18 protein-coding genes are annotated in these 16,446 nt (G+C 71.7%); 7 read left to right on the top strand and 11 right to left on the bottom strand.

The features are described from left to right. The first annotated feature begins 376 nt into the window (after window positions 1-376). Window positions 377-1,162: an SGNH/GDSL hydrolase family protein gene (locus BU204_RS33485; RefSeq protein WP_075129819.1), complete on the top strand. Its 786-nt coding sequence runs from the start codon at window positions 377-379 to the stop codon at window positions 1,160-1,162. Between the two features lie 169 nt (window positions 1,163-1,331). Here the strand turns inward: BU204_RS33485 and BU204_RS33480 are convergent, their stop codons facing one another. The 3 genes from BU204_RS33480 to ectB all read right to left on the bottom strand — a co-directional run bounded on the left by BU204_RS33480 (window position 1,332) and on the right by ectB (window position 5,935). Continuing rightward, on the bottom strand, window positions 1,332-3,479 hold the full coding sequence (locus BU204_RS33480; protein ID WP_143229924.1) for an AfsR/SARP family transcriptional regulator: 2,148 nt from the start codon (window positions 3,477-3,479) through the stop codon (window positions 1,332-1,334). 185 nt (window positions 3,480-3,664) lie between these two features. Beyond that, window positions 3,665-4,600 (bottom strand): asparaginase domain-containing protein, encoded by a 936-nt coding sequence (locus tag BU204_RS33475; protein WP_075129817.1) that lies wholly within the window; start codon window positions 4,598-4,600, stop codon window positions 3,665-3,667. Between the two features lie 87 nt (window positions 4,601-4,687). Next, the gene (gene ectB, locus BU204_RS33470; protein WP_075129816.1) at window positions 4,688-5,935 is read right to left on the bottom strand and encodes a diaminobutyrate--2-oxoglutarate transaminase; all 1,248 of its coding nucleotides are present in this window, start codon (window positions 5,933-5,935) and stop codon (window positions 4,688-4,690) included. A 276-nt stretch (window positions 5,936-6,211) separates the two neighbouring features. Between ectB and BU204_RS33465 the strand changes: the two genes are divergently transcribed. Further along, a complete protein-coding gene (locus BU204_RS33465; RefSeq protein WP_075129815.1) occupies window positions 6,212-6,874 on the top strand; it encodes a response regulator in 663 nt (220 codons plus the stop codon). Between the two features lie 3 nt (window positions 6,875-6,877). Here the strand turns inward: BU204_RS33465 and BU204_RS33460 are convergent, their stop codons facing one another. After that, window positions 6,878-8,599 carry a sensor histidine kinase gene (locus tag BU204_RS33460; protein ID WP_075129814.1) on the bottom strand — a complete coding sequence of 574 codons (1,722 nt, stop codon included), beginning with the start codon at window positions 8,597-8,599 and terminating at the stop codon, window positions 6,878-6,880. A 276-nt stretch (window positions 8,600-8,875) separates the two neighbouring features. On the opposite strand from BU204_RS33460, the gene BU204_RS33455 reads away from it, so the two are divergent. After that, entirely contained in the window at window positions 8,876-9,283 is a 408-nt protein-coding gene (locus BU204_RS33455) for a pyridoxamine 5'-phosphate oxidase family protein (protein WP_075129813.1), read from the top strand. 52 nt (window positions 9,284-9,335) lie between these two features. Here BU204_RS33455 and BU204_RS33450 read toward each other — a convergent pair whose 3' ends face one another. Further along, a complete protein-coding gene (locus tag BU204_RS33450; protein ID WP_332888609.1) occupies window positions 9,336-9,887 on the bottom strand; it encodes a TetR/AcrR family transcriptional regulator in 552 nt (183 codons plus the stop codon). A gap of 58 nt (window positions 9,888-9,945) precedes the next feature. Here BU204_RS33450 and BU204_RS33445 point away from each other — a divergent pair, with 58 nt between their 5' ends. Beyond that, the gene (locus BU204_RS33445) at window positions 9,946-10,347 is read left to right on the top strand and encodes a nuclear transport factor 2 family protein (protein ID WP_075129811.1); all 402 of its coding nucleotides are present in this window, start codon (window positions 9,946-9,948) and stop codon (window positions 10,345-10,347) included. Window positions 10,348-10,360: 13 nt separating this feature from the next. Here BU204_RS33445 and BU204_RS33440 read toward each other — a convergent pair whose 3' ends face one another. Next, window positions 10,361-10,987: a TetR/AcrR family transcriptional regulator gene (locus BU204_RS33440; protein WP_075129810.1), complete on the bottom strand. Its 627-nt coding sequence runs from the start codon at window positions 10,985-10,987 to the stop codon at window positions 10,361-10,363. A 116-nt stretch (window positions 10,988-11,103) separates the two neighbouring features. On the opposite strand from BU204_RS33440, the gene BU204_RS33435 reads away from it, so the two are divergent. Further along, complete coding sequence (locus BU204_RS33435) at window positions 11,104-11,664, top strand: TIGR03086 family metal-binding protein (RefSeq protein WP_075129809.1); 561 nt, start codon at window positions 11,104-11,106, stop codon at window positions 11,662-11,664. Here the strand turns inward: BU204_RS33435 and BU204_RS33430 are convergent. Then, window positions 11,646-12,116, bottom strand: coding sequence for a hypothetical protein (locus BU204_RS33430; RefSeq protein WP_075129808.1), 471 nt, complete (start codon window positions 12,114-12,116; stop codon window positions 11,646-11,648). The two genes, BU204_RS33435 and BU204_RS33430, sit on opposite strands and share 19 nt — an antisense overlap. A gap of 11 nt (window positions 12,117-12,127) precedes the next feature. After that, window positions 12,128-12,919, bottom strand: coding sequence for a 2-keto-4-pentenoate hydratase (locus tag BU204_RS33425; RefSeq protein WP_075129807.1), 792 nt, complete (start codon window positions 12,917-12,919; stop codon window positions 12,128-12,130). A 93-nt stretch (window positions 12,920-13,012) separates the two neighbouring features. On the opposite strand from BU204_RS33425, the gene BU204_RS33420 reads away from it, so the two are divergent. Then, on the top strand, window positions 13,013-13,993 hold the full coding sequence (locus BU204_RS33420; protein WP_075129806.1) for an aldo/keto reductase: 981 nt from the start codon (window positions 13,013-13,015) through the stop codon (window positions 13,991-13,993). A 35-nt stretch (window positions 13,994-14,028) separates the two neighbouring features. Here the strand turns inward: BU204_RS33420 and BU204_RS33415 are convergent, their stop codons facing one another. Beyond that, window positions 14,029-14,463 (bottom strand): RpiB/LacA/LacB family sugar-phosphate isomerase, encoded by a 435-nt coding sequence (locus tag BU204_RS33415; protein WP_075129805.1) that lies wholly within the window; start codon window positions 14,461-14,463, stop codon window positions 14,029-14,031. A gap of 13 nt (window positions 14,464-14,476) precedes the next feature. Then, a complete protein-coding gene (locus tag BU204_RS33410) occupies window positions 14,477-14,962 on the bottom strand; it encodes a GNAT family N-acetyltransferase (protein WP_075129804.1) in 486 nt (161 codons plus the stop codon). A 129-nt stretch (window positions 14,963-15,091) separates the two neighbouring features. Between BU204_RS33410 and BU204_RS33405 the strand changes: the two genes are divergently transcribed. Next, complete coding sequence (locus tag BU204_RS33405) at window positions 15,092-15,478, top strand: SSI family serine proteinase inhibitor (protein WP_075129803.1); 387 nt, start codon at window positions 15,092-15,094, stop codon at window positions 15,476-15,478. A gap of 7 nt (window positions 15,479-15,485) precedes the next feature. Here BU204_RS33405 and BU204_RS33400 read toward each other — a convergent pair. Next, window positions 15,486-16,446: AMP-binding protein (locus BU204_RS33400; protein WP_143229922.1), on the bottom strand; the 961-nt coding region annotated here is incomplete at its 5' end.

The following is a 16,446-nucleotide window of genomic DNA, read 5'->3' as shown; positions in this document are numbered from 1 at the left end:
CCGGAGCTGGCCGCCTGGATGAGATCGCCCAGCGACGAACCGATGGCACCGGGGCCGGTCGAGGAGCTCGGGGTGGTCGACTGCGTGCCCAGGTCGGGCGGCGGGGCGTTCGGGTCGATGTACACCAGTCCCCCTCTGTGACGAGTCGGGTGCGCAGGAGCATCGTACTGGCAGTTTCTCCCCACAACGGCCGAAAACCGAAAACTCGGACCGCTCCGTGACCGCTCGGTGACGCTTCGGCGGAACAGGAGGTGATCTTTTCGATCATCCACCCCCCAGGCAACGAGACAGTCAATTGACGGTGGCGTAAGTGGGCGACAACACGGCATCCTGACGGTTTGAGGGCGCACGGGGCTTGCAGGAGGGGAGGGTCGCCATGGCGCGGCTGTCAAGTTGGGTGGCCATTGGGGACAGTTTCACCGAGGGGTTGAGCGACGAGGCACCGGGCGGAGGCTTCATCGGCTGGGCCGACCGGCTGGCGCAGACGCTCGCCGCCCGGGATCCGGACTTCCAGTACGCGAACCTCGCGGTGCGCGGGAAGTTACTCCGGGAGATCGTCGAGGAGCAGGTGACCGTCGTGCGGCAGGTGAAGCCGGACCTGGTCACGATGTGCGGGGGCGGCAACGACCTGATCGTCCCGGGCAGCGACGTCGACCAGATCGCCGAGGAGTTCGAGACGGCGGTCATCGCGCTGCGGCAGGCCGGGTGCGAGGTCGTCCTGTTCACCGGGCCCGATCCGCGGGAGCAGCCGGTGGTGCGTCGGGTGCGGGGAAAGGTGGCCATCTACAACGGACATCTGCGCGCGATCGCGGACCGGCACGGGGCGAAGCTCGTCGACCTCTGGGCGATGCCGGTTCTGGTCGACCCGCGCGCCTGGAGCGACGACCGGCTGCACTTCTCCGCGGAGGGACATCGGCGGATCGCCTTACGCACGGCGGAAGTTCTGGGCATTTCGGTCGCCGAGGACTGGCGCGACCCGTGGCCGCCCACGGTGCCGAGGCCGTGGATCAGCTCCCGGCGCGCGGACCTCGCCTGGACACGCACCCACCTGTTGCCGTGGGTACGCAGGCAGCTACGGGGTGAGTCCATGGGCGACGGCGTGCTCCCCAAGAGGCCCGAGCTCGAACCGATCTCCAGCCAGAGCGACAAAGCAGCCGTCTGAAAAGGGCGAAAACCGGCCGACACACGTCCCCCACGGTGCCGGCCGGTTCGCTCGGGCAGCACACCCCCACGTTGGTAGTGCCGCCCCCGCGTCCTCGACGATGGCTCCATGACGTCGAGTGCCGCGGGCGCAGCCTGCCACCTGCTTCCCCCGTCCGGCTAACTGTTCGCTAAACGACCAAGCGCACGGCCCGGCTCAGCACCACCGGCCCCAGGGCACGTGTCCCCTCGGCGAACTCGCTCGCCATCCGTGCCAACTGCACGATCTCCTCGCTCTGTCCCACCTCGAGCCCGACCTCGACGACCGCGAGCAGGTTCGTCCACTCCTGCTCGATCCACGCCATCGCCTCGTCCGGCGTGTTCACCGGAACACGTGGAGTGTCCGAGAACTTCTCCGCCATCGCCAGCTCGTCCCCGGCGCCCGTTCCGAGCTGACGCCGCGCGAGGTCGGCACCGACCAGGTAGTAGCGCAGCAACCGCTGGCGCGCCTCCGATTTATCCACTTCGGACAATTCGTCGGCGAGTTCCTGGGTGTGCAGCCGCACCAGGTCGTGCATCAGGAACACGTCGCGGCTCGCCTCGGTCACGACGAACGACGCGGCGAGCGCCCGCAGCCGGTGGCGTGCGTGGTCCACATCGACACCGCAGAGCGCGGCGACCGCGTACGGGGCGATCCGCGTCCCCGGGAACAGCCCCAGCAGCCGCACCGTGGTCGCGAGCTCCGCCCGCAGGCTCCGGTAGGTCACGTCCAACGCCGCCCGCACGCTCGTGTCGCGGTCGTCCAGGTCCAGCGCGGAGAGCCGCCCACGCTCGTCGGTCAGCTCCTCGACCAGGTTCGCCACCGACCAGCGCTGCCCGCCGGCTAACCGCGCGCCGGCGATCCGCAGTGCGAGCGGCAGGTGCCCGCAGAGCCGGACCAGCTTCCGGCGCAGCTCCTGGTCGCGGCCGCCCGCCGGCGCCCCCGCCATCAACTCGATCACCTGCTCCGCGTCGCCGGTGCCGAGCGTGTCGAGCACCTGCAACCGCGCCCCGGTCCGGGCGACGAGCGCGTCGAGCCGCACCCGGGTCGTCACCACCACGAGCGAGGAGGACCCCGCCGGCAGCAGCGGTTCGACCTGCTCGGCGTCCCGTGCGTCGTCCAGGACGACCAGGACCTGCCGGTCGGCGAGGATCGAGCGGTACAGCGCCGCCCGGTCGTCCCGCTCCACCGGCACGTCCTCGCCGTCCACGCCGAGCGCCAGCAGGAACCGGGTGAGGACGTCGGCCGCCGCGGCGGGGCCGTGGCGCGGGTCGAACCCACGCAGGTGCGCGAACAGCTGGCCGTCCGGGAACCGCGCGGCGACGCGGTGGCCCCAGAGCACGGCCAACGCCGTCTTACCCACGCCCGCCGCGCCGGCGAGCACACCGATGCCGGGGCCGCGCACGCCCGCCCCCCGCTGCGCGCCGGGCAGCAGCCGGTCCAGCCAGGCCAGCTCGTCGGCCCGACCGGCGAAGCCGGAGGGTGCCCTCGGCAACTGCGCCGGTACGAGCACCCCCACCCGCGGGGTGACCACCGGCTCCGGTGAGGGCTCGAGCAACGTGGTGTCGTCCCGGAGCACGCGGACGTGCAGGCCGCGCAGCTGGGGGCCGGGGTCCATGCCCAGCTCGCTCGACGCGCGGTGGGCGAAGCGCTGGTAGGCCGCGAGCGCGGTGGCGCGGCGTCCGGCCCGGTACAGCGCGAGCATGAGCTGGGCGACCAGCCGCTCGCGGAACGGGTGCTCGTCGACCAGCTGGGTCAGCTCGCCGATGAGCTCGTTGTGCCGCCCGAGCTCGAGATCGGCCTCGAACCGGGCCTCCAGCACGGCCAGGCGCAGCTCGGTCAGCTCGGGCGCGATCACCCGGTTGCCCACATCGGCCAGCTCCGGGCCCCGCCAGAGCGCCTGGGCGGCGCGCAGCAAACCCGACCGCCGCGCCGCCGGCTTGCCGCGGGCCTGGGTGAGCAGGTCCCGTGCCACCGTCACGTCGATCCGCGCCTCGTCCACCACCAGCCGGTAGCCCGGCGGCATGGTGGAGATGTGCACCTCACCCGGCTCGGCCACCGCCGCGAGGCGTTGACGCAGCCGGGAGACATAGCCCTGCACCATGGTCCGCGCGCTGGCCGGCGGCTCGTGTGCCCACAGCACGTCGACGATCCGGTCCAGCGGCACGACCTGGTTCGGTTCGAGCAGCAGCATCGCGAGCACGCCCCGCATCCCCGGGCCGCCCATCGGCACGGGCCGCTCGTGCACGAGCACCTGTACCGGACCCAGCAGGCAGAACCGCAGGTCTGTCCCCGACACGGCGGCTCGCGGTCCCTCCGGTTCGACCACGGCTCACCACCCCCAGTTACGCCGGGTCGCCAGGAACTACCCGGCTGATATCACAACAAGGTACGGCCTCACTCGATAGGGCGCGATCTCCACACGCCGCCGTTCGCCCGATCGGGTTAACAGCCGTGATGGAATGTGACCAAAAGTTGGCTTGGTTAGCCAGATCCGGTGGCATCGGCGGCGAACCAGGCACGGGCCGCCGCGACGCCACCGCCCTCACTGAGCGCCACCATCAGCGCCATCCGCGCCTTTCCCGCGGCGAGGCCGTTCGCGCCGATCGCTCCCATCCGCCCGACCAGCCCGATGCCCGAACTCCTGGCCCCGGAGGCGACGACGACCGGGATGTCCATCCCCACCAGCTCGGCGACCGCGCCGAACAGCTCCACCGGGACGTTGCCCGCCCCGGTCCCCTCCAGCACGACGCCGCGCGCGCCCGCGTCGGTGACCGCCGTCAGCACCGACGTCGGCATGTCCGGGTAGGCCCTGACCAGCGCGATGTCGGACTCGGGTGGGCCGGCCGCCGCGGGCGGCCGCGACGGTGGGGCGGAGACCAGCCGGAGCCGTCCGTCCCGCACCCGGCCGAGCGGCGCCTCCGGCGCCGAGGTGAAGGCCGAGCCGAGGAGGGTCGCCCGGCGGGCGGCGTGGAGCTCACCGGCGGCACAGACCACCGCGCCGACCCCGCGCAGCGCCGGGTCGGCCGCCGCGGCGAGGGAGTCGGCGAGGTTGCGGGGACAGTCGGGCTCCGGGTCGGCCAGCGAGCGAGCCCCACCGGTGAACACGATCGCGCCGCGGGCCGCCGCCGCGCCGGCGACCAGGTCGGCGAGGAAGGCGGTCTCCTCCAGCGTGTCGAGTCCGTGCACGACCACCACGCCGGCGAACTCGTCCTCGGCCAGGGCCGCCCGTACCCGCCTCGCCAGGGCGAACTGGGTGGCGGTCGAGACGTCCCAGGATGGCTCGGCCAGCACGTCCTCGACGACCACCCGCGCCGGCAACGGTCCGACCTCCGCGAGCAGCTCCGCGCCCGAGGCCACGGCGGCCACCCGGTGGGCCGGCACGTCCCCGGTGGCCACCAGCAGCAACGGACGGCTCATACCGCCCCCAGGGCGACCACGACGAGCACCGCGAACAGCAGCGGCACCACCAGCCTCCGCAATGACATAACCCTACTTATAACCCTTTTAGGGGTTACAAACAACCCGCACGGCCTCTGCCAGCACCGCGAGCCCCTGGACCAGCTCGTCCTCGCCGATCGTCAGCGGAGGCATGATCTTCACGACCTCACCGGCGGGTCCGGCCGTCTCGACGAGCAGGCCGCGCGCGAAGGCCGCCCGGCAGACCTGCCCGGCCAGCTCGCCCGAGGGCAGGGCCAACCCCCGCGCGAGACCCCGCCCCCTGGGCACCATCGGCGTCCCGGGAAAGGCCGTGGCGAGCTCGGTCAACGCCCGGCCCACCTGCTCCCCCTTGGCGAGGGTGCCCTTCTCCAGCCGGTCGTCGCGCCAGTAGGTGCGCAGCGCCTCGGTGGCGGCGACGAACGACGGGTTGACGCCCCGGAACGTCCCGTCGTGCTCCCCCGGCTTCCAGACGTCCAGGGCGGGCCGGAACATCGTGAGGGCGAGCGGCAGGCCGTAGCCGCCGATCGCCTTGGACAGGCAGACGATGTCGGGGGTGATGCCCGCGGGTTCGAAGCTGAAGAAGGGCCCGGTGCGCCCGCACCCCATCTGCACGTCGTCGACGATCAGCAGCATGCCTTCGCGGCGACACAGGTCGGCGAGCATGCGCAGCCAGCCGTCACGGGCCACGTTGACGCCGCCCTCCCCCTGCACGGTTTCCACGATCACGGCCGCGGGCCGGGTCAGCCCGGAGCCGGCGTCCTCGAGCAGTCGCTCGAACCAGCGGAAGCTCTCGCCGTCCAGGTAGCCGTCGTAGGGCATCGGAACGGCGTGCACCAGCGGCACGCCGGCACCGCCGCGCTTCAGCGCGTTCCCGGTCACCGCCAGCGCCCCGAGCGTCATGCCGTGGAAGGCGTTGGTGAAGTGGACCACCGACTGACGGCCGGTGACCTTGCGGGCGAGCTTGAGGGCGGCCTCCACCGCGTTCGCCCCGGCCGGACCGGGAAACATGATCTTGTAGTCCAGGTCGCGTGGGCCGAGAACGACCTCGGCGAAGGTCTCCAGGAACGCGCGCTTGGCGACGGTGTGCATGTCGAGCCCTTGCGTCACGCCGTCCCGTTCGAGGTAGTCGAGCAACGCCCGTTTGAGCACCGGGTTGTTGTGCCCGTAGTTCAGCGCGCCCGCTCCGGCGAAGAAGTCGAGGTAGCCACGTCCGTCCTCGTCGTACAACCAGGAACCGGTAGCCCGGTCGAACACGACGGGCCAACCGCGGCAGTAACTGCGCACTTCTGATTCGACGGACTGGAAAACGTTCACGTTTCTCCTCGAACGGACGCACACGCGCCGTTCCTGGTTGACACCGGGCGTGAATATGCCGCTACGATGCGGATTTCTGGACCTCCCGCACACCCGGCGAGCGCCACCTTTCGCAGATAGACACCCGGTTCCGGTGACACCTTTTCCGGTGTACCGAAAGACGCACGAGATAATTTCCTCCAGCTACGCACACCGGGTGGGCGTTACCCGACAATGGCGCAACTCCCCCATTCCGGGGAGTCCTCACTGCAAATCGTTGCGATCAACGATGATAATATGGTATCTAACCCGGTGCCCTATAGGATCTTCCTGGTTGACGACCACGAGATCGTCCGGCGTGGTATCGCCGACCTCTTCGAGGACGAGCCCGACCTGGAGATCGTCGGCGAGGCCGCCTCGGTCGCCGAGGCCCTCGCGCGGGTACCCGGCAGCGGCGCCGACATCGCCATCCTCGACGTGCGCCTCGGCGACGGCAACGGTGTCGAGCTCTGCCGGGACCTGCGCTCCCAGCTGCCCGAGCTGCGCTGCCTGATCCTCACCTCCTACTCCGACGACGAGGCACTGCTCAACGCGATCATCGCGGGCGCGGCCGGGTTCGTGCTGAAGGAGGTGCTGGGCAGCGACCTGATCACCGCGGTACGCACGGTCGCCGAGGGAACGTCGCTGATGGACGGACGCACAACCGAGATGCTGATGAGGCGGCTACGCCAGGGCCGCGCCGGCGACAGTCCCCTGGACCAACTGACCGACCAGGAGCGGGCCGTGTTCGAGCTGATCGGTGAGGGACTGACCAACCGTCAGATCGCCGAGCGGCTCTATCTTGCCGAGAAGACCGTCAAGAACTACGTCTCGCACCTGCTGGCCAAGCTCGGCATGCAGCGCCGGACCCAGGCCGCGGTGCTGGCGGCCGAGCTCAAGTCCCGCCGGCCGGAGGGCTGACGCTCAGTCCCGGATCGGCACCCGCCACGCCAGCCTGGTGCCGCCCTCGGGTCCCGGGGTGACGTTCAGCGCCCCGCCGCAGCGGGCGGCCCGCCGCTCGATGCCCAGCAGACCACTGCGCGCGACGCCGGGTGGGAAACCGACGCCGTCGTCGGTGACGTCGATGACCAGGTCGGCACCCGCCTCCACGGTGACCACGATCGTCGACGCGTGCGAGTGGCGGACCGCGTTGCTGAACGCCTCCCGCAGGACCGCCGTCGCGTGCGCGGCGAGCTCGTCGGGCACGAGGGTGTCCACCGCCCCGGAGATGCGCACCGAGGAGGTGACCGCCGGGTGGCTGAGCTCGTCGACGATGTCGAGCATCCTGCGGCGCAGGCTCGTCGAGTCGGTACCCGTCGTGTGCAGGTCGAAGATGGACGTGCGGATTTCGCGGACGGTCTCGTCCAGCTGCTCGACGGCCCGGGTCACCCGCCGGCGGACCTCGGTGTCGGTGATCCGCCGCACGGTGCCCTGCAGGCTCATCGCCGTGGCGAACAACCGCTGGATGACGTGGTCGTGCAGGTCGCCGGCGATCCGGTCGCGGTCGGCGAGCACGTCGAGCTGGCGCTGGGCCCGGTGCTTCTCGGCCAGCTCGAGCGCCACCGCGGCCTGGCCGGCGAACGACGCGAGCAGCGGCACACCGTCCCGGACGTACTGGGGCGAGCCCTTCTCACGCAGGGCGACCAGCATGCCGCCGGCCGCGTTACCGGCGCCCAGCGGCACCACGACCGCCGGGCCGAAGTCGCCGCCGGCCACGCTCCAGCCCTCCGGCACGAGCTCGGCGAGGTCCGGGATGATCTGGGGACCGCCACCGCGGACCAGGCCCGCGATCATCGCCTCGTCCGCGTGCACCCGGACGCCGAGCAGCCGCTCGGCCCGCTCCCCGGCACCCGCCCGGACAACGACGTGGTGGGGCGGGTCGGCCAGCAGGATCAACGCGCAGTCCGATCGGGACAGCTCGCGAGCACGGTCGGCGATCAGCGTGAGCCCGTCCTCGCTGGACGCCCCGCCGAGCAGGGCCGCGTTGACCTCGCCGGCGGCCTCCATCCAGCGCTCCCGCATCCGGGACTGCTCGAAGAGCCTCGCGTTCTCCACGGCGACACCGGCCGCGGCGGCCAGCCCCCGCAGCACCACCTCGTCGTCGGCGGTGAACGCGGCGGCGCCGCGCTTCTCGGTGAGGTAGAGGTTGCCGAAGATCTCGTCCCGGACCCGGATCGGCGCGCCGAGGAAGCTGCGCATGGGCGGGTGGTTGGGCGGGAAGCCGACCGAGGCGGGATGCTCGGTGAGGTCCGGGACGCGAATCGGGTGGGGGTTCTCGATCAGCACGCCGAGCAGGCCGCGCCCCTCCGGCAGGTGCCCCATGCTCGCCTTGGTCCGGTCGTCCACACCGACCGTGACGAACTCGGAGAGCCGCTCCTGCTTGTCCGGGCTGAGCACCCCGAGGGCGCCGTAACGGGCGTCGACCAGCTCGACCGCCGTGTGGACGATCCGGTGCAGGGTCCCTTCCAGCTCCAGGCCGGCGCCGACCGCGACAACCGCGTCGAGGAGGCCCTGGAGCCGGTCACGGGTGCGCACGATCTCGGTCAACCGGCTCTGCAGGTCGCCGAGAAGACCGTCCAGCACCAGACCCTCGGACGGCGCGCCAGCCGACTCGCGAGCGTCTTGCCGCGCCTGCTCCTCTGGCATGGGCACCCCGACCGTCCAGGGAGATGACGTGTTTCTCACGCCATCTGCGAAGGAAGCCCTTCAGCACCCGGCCTATCGGCCGCCTCAGCGGCCGTGTTACCCCTTTCGTGAACCGTGTTCGGGGCGATATTACCCGATCACGTTCCGCAGTCGGATCCGACCGTGCGCCACCCCACAGAGTTTTCGTCGGACGAACGCCGGCAGCCTCTTGCGCCCAGGGCCGGGCTCCCCGATGCTGCACGCTCTACGGACGGCTGGGGCGACGGAGGTGGACGGGTGCGCGGCGGGCCACGTCGGTTGGCGGAGCTGACCCGCCCGGAGTCCCTGCGCCTGCTCGACCAGGTCCTCATCGGACGCATCGTCTACACCGTCCGGGCCCTGCCGGTGATCACCCCGGTCTGCCACCTGGTGGACGACGGGACGGTCGTGGTGCGAACCCATGTGGGCTCCGACTGCGCCGGAGCGGTGGTGGCCTACCACGCCGACCGGATCGAGGACGACCGCCGCACGGGCTGGAGCGTGACCGTCACCGGGGTGGCGCGGCGGGTGCTGGACCCGGCCGAGCTCGTCGGCTACGAGCAGCGGCTCACCCCGCTGGTCGGCGCACCCTCGGTGGACACAATCCGCATCTACCCGGAGATCGTCACCGGCTACCGGCTGGTCGACGGCTCGGACCGGCGTTAGGGCACGTTGGACGGAGTTCCGGCGGCGCTGTCGCGCCGGGGGCCCTCCGGCGTCAGGGGCGCATCCCGGCGAACACCACGGCGAGCGCGCGTCGGCGCAGGTCCTCGCTCCAGCCGCCGTGCAGGGCCCCCTGCGCCGTCGCGGTGAGCAGGGCGAGGACCTCGTCCAGCCGTATCTCGGCCCGCACGGCGCCGGCCTGCTGCGCCCTGGACAGCAACACCCCCAGCGCGTCGGCGAGCCCGCGCAGGGGGTCGGCCACGCCAACGCGCACGCCGTCCGCGGCCAGCAGCTCGACCACCGCCCGCTTCTCGGCGGCCTGCTCGACGACGCGCTCGACGAAGTCGAACAGCGCGGTCGCCGGGTCGGCCGAGGCGAGCTCGGCGACCTCGGCGGTCAGCCGGGCGAGCAGTTCCTTGACGATCGCCGCCAGCAGGTCCTGCTTGGTGGGGAAGTGCCGGAAGACGGTGCCGATGGCGACGCCGGCGATGGCGGCCACCTCCTCGGTGGAGGCGGATGCGCCGTGCCGGGCGAACACCTCCTCGGCCGCGGCGAGGATGCGGTCGCGGTTGCGCCGTGCGTCGGCGCGCAAGGGCTTGCTTGACAAGATGAGTCTCCACTCATAATAGTGAAGTCGAGCGTTCACTCATCTTAAGGAGCTGCCCATGAGCACGGCCACCGACCTCGTCACCCACATGCGGGACTACTTCCTCGGCCACAACTCCCCGGAGGAGACCTGGGCCGAGGACCTCGTGATCGAGACCCCCTTCGCCCCGCCCGGCCACCCGCGTCGGTTCGAGGGCAGGCAGGCCTTCTTGGACGCGACCCGCCAGGAGCGCGAGTCCTTCCCCGTCCGGTTCGACGAGATGCGCGACGTGACCGTGCACGACGCCGGCGACACGCTGGTGATCGAGTACGAGCTGGCGGCGACGCTCCCGGGCACCGGCCAGCAGGAGTCCGCCCGGTTCATCGCCGTCGCCCGGATGCGCGAGGGCAAGGTCGCCTACTGGCGGGAGTACCAGGACACCCGCGCCGTCGCCGAGGCCCTCGCGCGCATCACCGGCTGAGCGACGCCGCCGGTCACTCCCCCTCGAGCAGACCCTTCTCGGTGGCCAGCGCGCGCAGCCGGTCGAGCATGGCCGACCTCGCCAGGTCGTAGGCCGAGTCGTCGTCGTGCAGCACCGAACGCGCGTTGGCCGCCGAGGCCAGGGCCTCCAGCTCGAAGGCCAGCTGCCGGGCGGAGACCCCGGCCTCGAGCTGCCCGAGCTGGCAGGCGTCCCCGACGGCCCGTTCCAGCAACCCGGCCCAGTCGGCGAGCGCCGCGGCGACGGCGTCGCGCACCCGCCCCGGTCGGGCGTCGAACTCCGCGGCCACCGAAGCGAAGAAACACCCACCGGGGAACACCCGCCCCCGCGAGTACACGACCCACCCGTCGCAGAGCCGCCACAGCCGCCGGACGCCCGGTGGCACCTCGAACGCCGGCCGCACCACCGCGTCGAGGAACACCTCCCGCGCGGCGGCCACGGTGGCGAGCTGGAGCTCCTCCTTCGAGCCGAACCGCGCGAACACCCCGCTCTTGCTCACCTCGAGCTCGGCGGCGAGCCGGCCGATCGAGAGCCCTTCGAGCCCCTCCACCGATGCGATACCCATCGCACGGCCCAGTACCGCCGCCCTGGTCTGCTCTCCGCGAAGCACCCGCCCATCCACAGCAACAATGTAGACAACCGTGCCTGTTTTTTCCACACCTGTGGACACCTCTTGGGGATAACCGCTATCTTCGCCCTCAACAAATAGCACGACCGTTCACAATGGGAGGTGTAGGCATGGATGTCATCGCACTTGTCCGCAGGGCCGACGCGGCCACCGGCGCGGTCATCGAGCGCGTGTCGGAGGACCTGCTGGACGAGCGGACGCCCTGCGACCAGTGGGCCGTCCGCGAGATCATCGACCACATGGTCACCAACAACCAGGACCTGCTCCGCAAGGTCCGAGATGAGTCCTACGTGGACTCACTGGCAGCGGACTTCGCGACCACCAGCCGGGCGGTGGCCGACGCCTACGATGACCCCACCGTCCTGGACAGGACGTTCGACCTGGCCGGGTTCCAGCTCAACGGTCAGGCACTGATGGTCGTGCACTTCGCGGACGTGCTCGTCCACGGCTGGGACATCGGCCGCGCGGTCGGGCTCGAGGTGCGGTTCGATGACGACCTGGCCGCCGCGGCGCTGCGCGTGGTCCAGGGGTTCCCCGAGCACCTGCGCGGCCCGGGCAAGGCGTTCGCACACCCCCAGCCGGTGCCCGAGGACGCCCCGATCCAGGCTCAGCTGCTCGCCTTCAGCGGGCGGGACGTGAACTGGGCTCCCGCTCAGCGACAGGCGAGCTGAACACTGCCGAGGCGGCCGACCGACAGCACGACCACGTCGCCGGCCGCCACCGGCAGCGGCTCGGTCAGCGCACCGGCGAGCACGACCTGGCCGGCGCGCAGCGCGTCCTCGCCGAAGGAACGGGCGAACCTGGCGACCGCCACCGCGGGGTGGCCGCCACAGGCGGCGCCGGCGGCGGTGGCGACCACGTCGCCGTTGCACTCCAGCACGACCCCGACCAACCGCAGGTCGATGCCGGCTACCGGGACCGGGTTGCCGAGCAGGTACCGGCCACCGACCGACAACGCGGGGCACACCGCCGCCGTCGCACCGAGCACCTCGATCACTGTCGCGTATGGACTGTCTACATCAGAGCCGAGGACGAAGGCGAGCGACGGTTCGACCGTCGCGCCGTCCTCGACCACCATCGGCTCGCCGAGATCGAGAGCGTGCGCCGGGTGGAGCACGGTCATGGCTTCCCCCTTCACTCCACGACCCGGACGGTGACCGGGCCCAGCTCGTCGAACTCGGCCAGGAACACGTCACCGGCCGCCATCGGGGCCGCCGCGTGCAGGGCGCCGGTCATGATCAGATGGCCGGCCTCGAGCACGACGCCACGCTCGCCCAGGGTGTTGGCCAGCCAGGCGATCACGCCAACCGGGTCGCCGAGCGCTGCCGCACCGGCGCCGGTGTCGACGAGCTCACCGTTGCGGGTCATCACCATCCCGATCAATCGAGTATCCATATTGGACAGTCGGTCGAGCGGTACCAGTCGGCCGGAGGTGGCGACGGCGCCGTTGGAGGCGAGATCGGCCACGGTGTCGGCCAGACCGATCCGCCAGTCGACGATCCGCGAGTCGACGATCTCGACAGCCGCCGCCACCCCGGCCACCGCCCGGCTCGCGTCGGTGATGCTCACCCCCGGGCCGCGTAGCTCGTCGCCGAGTACGAACACGATCTCGGCCTCGATCTTGGGCGCGATGAAGCCGCTCATCGAGAGCTCCGCAGGGCTGCCGTGAAGCGTCGAGGCCAGCACAGGGGCGTAGTCCGGGGAGTCCATGCCGAACATCCGCTGCATCGGCCTGGAGGTCAGCCCGACCTTGTGCCCGACGACCCGGTCGCCGTCGGCGACCAGCAGCCGGACCAGCTCCTGTTGGACGAGGTACCCCTCCTCGGCACCGAGGGTGGGGTCGGCCTCGGTGAAGGGCGGGATCGGCACCCGCCGGCGACGGGCCTCGTAGAGCTGCCTGGCCTTGTCCTGAGCGTCGAACGCCATCCGACCCTCCTCCTCGCCACGGGAGTACAAAGAGCATCGTGGCGCCCCACACGGATGGGGGCAAGATCGAGGACCGGCGGGTATAACGAACACGTGCGACACGTTCGACTCGGCGGCACGGGGCTGAAGGTCTCGTCGATCTGCCTCGGCATGATGAGCTACGGCGACCCGCGGCGCCGGGCCTGGTACCTGGACGAGGAGGCCGCCGAGCCGATCGTGCGGCGCGCGGTCGAGGCCGGCATCACGTTCTTCGACACCGCCGACATGTACTCGAGCGGCCTCACCGAGGAGATCACCGGCCGGCTGCTCGGCACGCTCTTCGCCTCCCGCGACGACTACGTGCTCGCCACCAAGCTGTACTTCCCCACCGGCCCCGGGCCCAACGACCGCGGCCTGTCCCGCAAGCACGTGATGGCCGCCATCGACGGGTCGCTGCGGCGGCTGGGCACCGACCACGTCGACCTCTACCAGATCCACCGGTGGGACGAGGAGACGCCGATCGAGGAGACGCTCGAGGCGCTGCACGACGTGGTCAAGGCGGGGAAGGCCAGGTACCTCGGTGCCTCGACCATGCCGGCCTGGCGCTTCGCCAAGGCGCAGTACCTGGCCAGGGCCAACGGCTGGACGCGGTTCGTGTCCATGCAGCCCTACTACAACCTGCTCTACCGCGAGGAGGAGCGGGAGATGCTGCCGCTGTGCCTGGACGAGGGCGTGGGGGTGATCCCGTGGAGCCCACTCGCGCGCGGCATGCTGGCGGGCAGCCGGGAGCGTGGCGGCACCCGGAACACGACCCGCGCGGACAACGACGCCTTCGCCGACACCCTCTACAGCGAGGACGACTTCGACGTGGTGGACGTCGTACGCGAGGTGGCCGCCGAACGCGGGGTCCCGGCCGCGCAGGTGGCACTGGCCTGGCTGCACGGCAACCCGGCGGTCACCGCGCCGATCATCGGCGCGACCAAGCCGCACCACATCGACGACGCGGTCGCCTCCGTGGACCTGACCCTGACCGAGGAGGAGCGGGCCAGGCTGGAGGCGCCGTACCGCCCCCATACGGTCCTCGCCGACCTCTGAACCCGGCCGGCTCCGGCCAGATCTGGCCAGACCGACTAGATCTCGTCCAGGTGGCGGATGTTGGCCTGGTCCGACTCGTCGTCGCTGGCGTTGCCGGCGAACCAGCCGTCGAGGATCTCGGTGAGCTGAGGAGCGCTGGTCAGGCGCAGGGAGAGGGCGAGGACGTTGGCGTCGTTCCAGCGCCGTGCGCCGCGGGCTGTCTCGGCGTCCACACACAGCGCCGCCCGGACACCGGTGACCTTGTTGGCCGCGATCGAGGCGCCGGTCCCGGTCCAGCAGGCCACGATCGCCTGCTCGGCCCGGCCCTCCACGACGTCCCGGGCGGCCGCCTCGCTGGCCCACGCCCAGTCGTCGCGCTCCTCCTCGTTCAGGGCACCGTGCGGCAGGGGCTCGTGCCCGCGGTTGCGGAGCTCCTCGACGATGGCCTCGGCCACCCCCACCCGCTCGTCGGCGGCGACTGCGATCCTCATACCTCCGAGGTTCTCACAGCTTCCGGTACATGATGTGCAGGCCGACGAACCCCCTGGTCGCGTGCTCGAACCCCTCGGGCAGCGTCGCGATCACCTCGAAGCCGAGCGAACGCCAGAGCGCGACTGCGGCGGTGTTGGTCGCCACGACCGCGTTGAACTGCATCGCCCGGTAGCCGTCCGCGCGGGCCAGCTCCAGGACGTGGGTACCCAGCGCCCGGCCGACGCCCCGTCCGCCGTGGTCGGGGTGCACCATGAAGCTCGCGTTGGCGATGTGCGAGGCGGGCCCGAGGTGGTTGGGCCCCAGCTTCGCGGTGCCGACCACCGTGTCACGGTCCACCGCGACGACGGTCCGCGCCGGCGGGGTGGGCATCCACATGCCGCGGGCCTGTTCCTCGGTGACGTCCCGCGGCCAGGTGTAGGTCTCCCCCGCGGCCACGATCTCGCGCAGGAAAGGCCAGATCTGCGCCCAGTCCTCGTCCGTGGCTGCCCGGATCTCCATGGGGGCAGCATCGTCGGTGCGGTGCCCACCCGCCACCGTTTTTCGTCCCGCCCGGACGGCCTGACACGATCGGGGCGTTACCCACGAGTCGCTCTGCCGCCGCCCCGTAGCCGGGTCCACTGTGGAGGTATGACTTCCCATCGGCTCGGAGGCACACTGCTCGCTCTCGCGGCGTCGCTCTCGGTCGTCCTCGCGCCGACCGCGGACGCGGAGCCGCGGACCTCGACGCTGACCCTGGCGGTGCTGGGTCCGGAGGGGGCACTGCACGTCGTGCGCCTGCTCTGCGACCCCCCGGGCGGGACGCATCCCGCCCCGGTCCGCGCGTGCCGGGAGCTCGCCGCGGCGGGCGGCGACTTCGACGAGCTCGGCCGCGAGGACGGAATGTGCACGATGGAGTACCGCCCCGTGGTCGCGGTGGCGCGGGGCGACTGGGATGGCGAACCCGTTCGCTGGCGCGAGCGGTTCGCGAACCCGTGCCTGATGTCCATGGGCACCGGAACGGTGTTCGACTTCTAGACGGTGCTCAGGCGGCCATCCCGGCGACGTGCAGTCCGCCGTCGTGGACGAAGCCGAGGTCTCCGGTCCGCAGGTAGTTGTCGGTCGAGCCGCGGAGGCGGGCGCAGAAGGTGTGCTCGCTGGCTTCCGGCCGGCCGAGGTAGCCCACGGCGACACTGGGACCGGAGACCCAGATCTCACCCGCTGTCCCGTCCGGACACCGGGTGGCGGTCAGCGGGTCGACGATGGCGACGTCGAGCTCGTCGGCCGGCCGCCCGCGGTCGAGTACCGGCGTGCCCGCTTCGGTGGGTCGGGTCGACCGGCCGGGAGCCAGGCTGTCGGCGTCGAAGGAGGTCACCGCCGGTGCCCGCCGGCCAGCGACCAACGACGTCGCCTCGGTCAGCCAGTAGCACGGGAAGAACGCCTCGCGTCGGAAGCCGTTGCCGCCGAACCGTGCCACGAACCGGTCCATGGTCTCCGGCGTACCGTCGGTGAACGCGATCTCCCAGGTGGACAGGTCCAGGCCGGCGAGCTCGTTCTCGCCGACGGTGCCGGCCAGTTCGAAGGCCGCACCCGGGCCGCCGCTGATCCGGGCACCGCGCTCGGCGACCAACCTCGGCCACCGGGCCGGATCGGTCCGGAACAGCCCGGGATCGAGCAGGGTGGACCGGCTCCCGGCGAAGATCGGGAACAGCACGCCGGACACGAGGCCCATGTCCCGGTACGGGGGCAACCAGCTCACCACCCCGGCGTCCGGTCCGCTGCCGAACAGGCTCGCGAGCTGTCGGCAGCTCGCGAGCAGGTTGGCGTGCGACACCATGACGCCGCGGGGGTCGGCGCCAGCGGGGTACTGCAACAGGGCCAGGGTGTCCGGGCCGATCTCCGGTGGCCGCCAGCCCTCCGGCGCCCCCGCCAGGAGCTCCGCGTCGGACACCACGGGAACGCCGGCCAGCTCGGCGGGCGCCCCCGCCGGCAGGACCACCGCCGCG

This window comes from Actinophytocola xanthii, from assembly GCF_001921205.1.
GTDB lineage: Bacteria > Actinomycetota > Actinomycetes > Mycobacteriales > Pseudonocardiaceae > Actinophytocola > Actinophytocola xanthii.
The sequence above is the reverse complement of the archived record's forward strand: the minus strand, read 5'-3'. Positions and strand labels throughout refer to the sequence as shown.

What these genes read in the sequence shown, in the direction of transcription:
- BU204_RS33485 (WP_075129819.1), top strand. Translation starts at nt 377, where the DNA reads ATGGCGCGGCTGTCAAGTTGGGTGGCCATTGGGGACAGTTTCACCGAG.
- BU204_RS33475 (WP_075129817.1), bottom strand. Translation starts at nt 4,600, where the DNA reads ATGAGCCGTCCGTTGCTGCTGGTGGCCACCGGGGACGTGCCGGCCCAC.
- BU204_RS33465 (WP_075129815.1), top strand. Translation starts at nt 6,212, where the DNA reads ATGGTATCTAACCCGGTGCCCTATAGGATCTTCCTGGTTGACGACCAC.
- BU204_RS33460 (WP_075129814.1), bottom strand. Translation starts at nt 8,599, where the DNA reads ATGCCAGAGGAGCAGGCGCGGCAAGACGCTCGCGAGTCGGCTGGCGCG.
- BU204_RS33445 (WP_075129811.1), top strand. Translation starts at nt 9,946, where the DNA reads ATGAGCACGGCCACCGACCTCGTCACCCACATGCGGGACTACTTCCTC.
- BU204_RS33435 (WP_075129809.1), top strand. Translation starts at nt 11,104, where the DNA reads ATGGATGTCATCGCACTTGTCCGCAGGGCCGACGCGGCCACCGGCGCG.
- BU204_RS33430 (WP_075129808.1), bottom strand. Translation starts at nt 12,116, where the DNA reads ATGACCGTGCTCCACCCGGCGCACGCTCTCGATCTCGGCGAGCCGATG.
- BU204_RS33425 (WP_075129807.1), bottom strand. Translation starts at nt 12,919, where the DNA reads ATGGCGTTCGACGCTCAGGACAAGGCCAGGCAGCTCTACGAGGCCCGT.
- BU204_RS33415 (WP_075129805.1), bottom strand. Translation starts at nt 14,463, where the DNA reads ATGAGGATCGCAGTCGCCGCCGACGAGCGGGTGGGGGTGGCCGAGGCC.
- BU204_RS33410 (WP_075129804.1), bottom strand. Translation starts at nt 14,962, where the DNA reads ATGGAGATCCGGGCAGCCACGGACGAGGACTGGGCGCAGATCTGGCCT.
- BU204_RS33405 (WP_075129803.1), top strand. Translation starts at nt 15,092, where the DNA reads ATGACTTCCCATCGGCTCGGAGGCACACTGCTCGCTCTCGCGGCGTCG.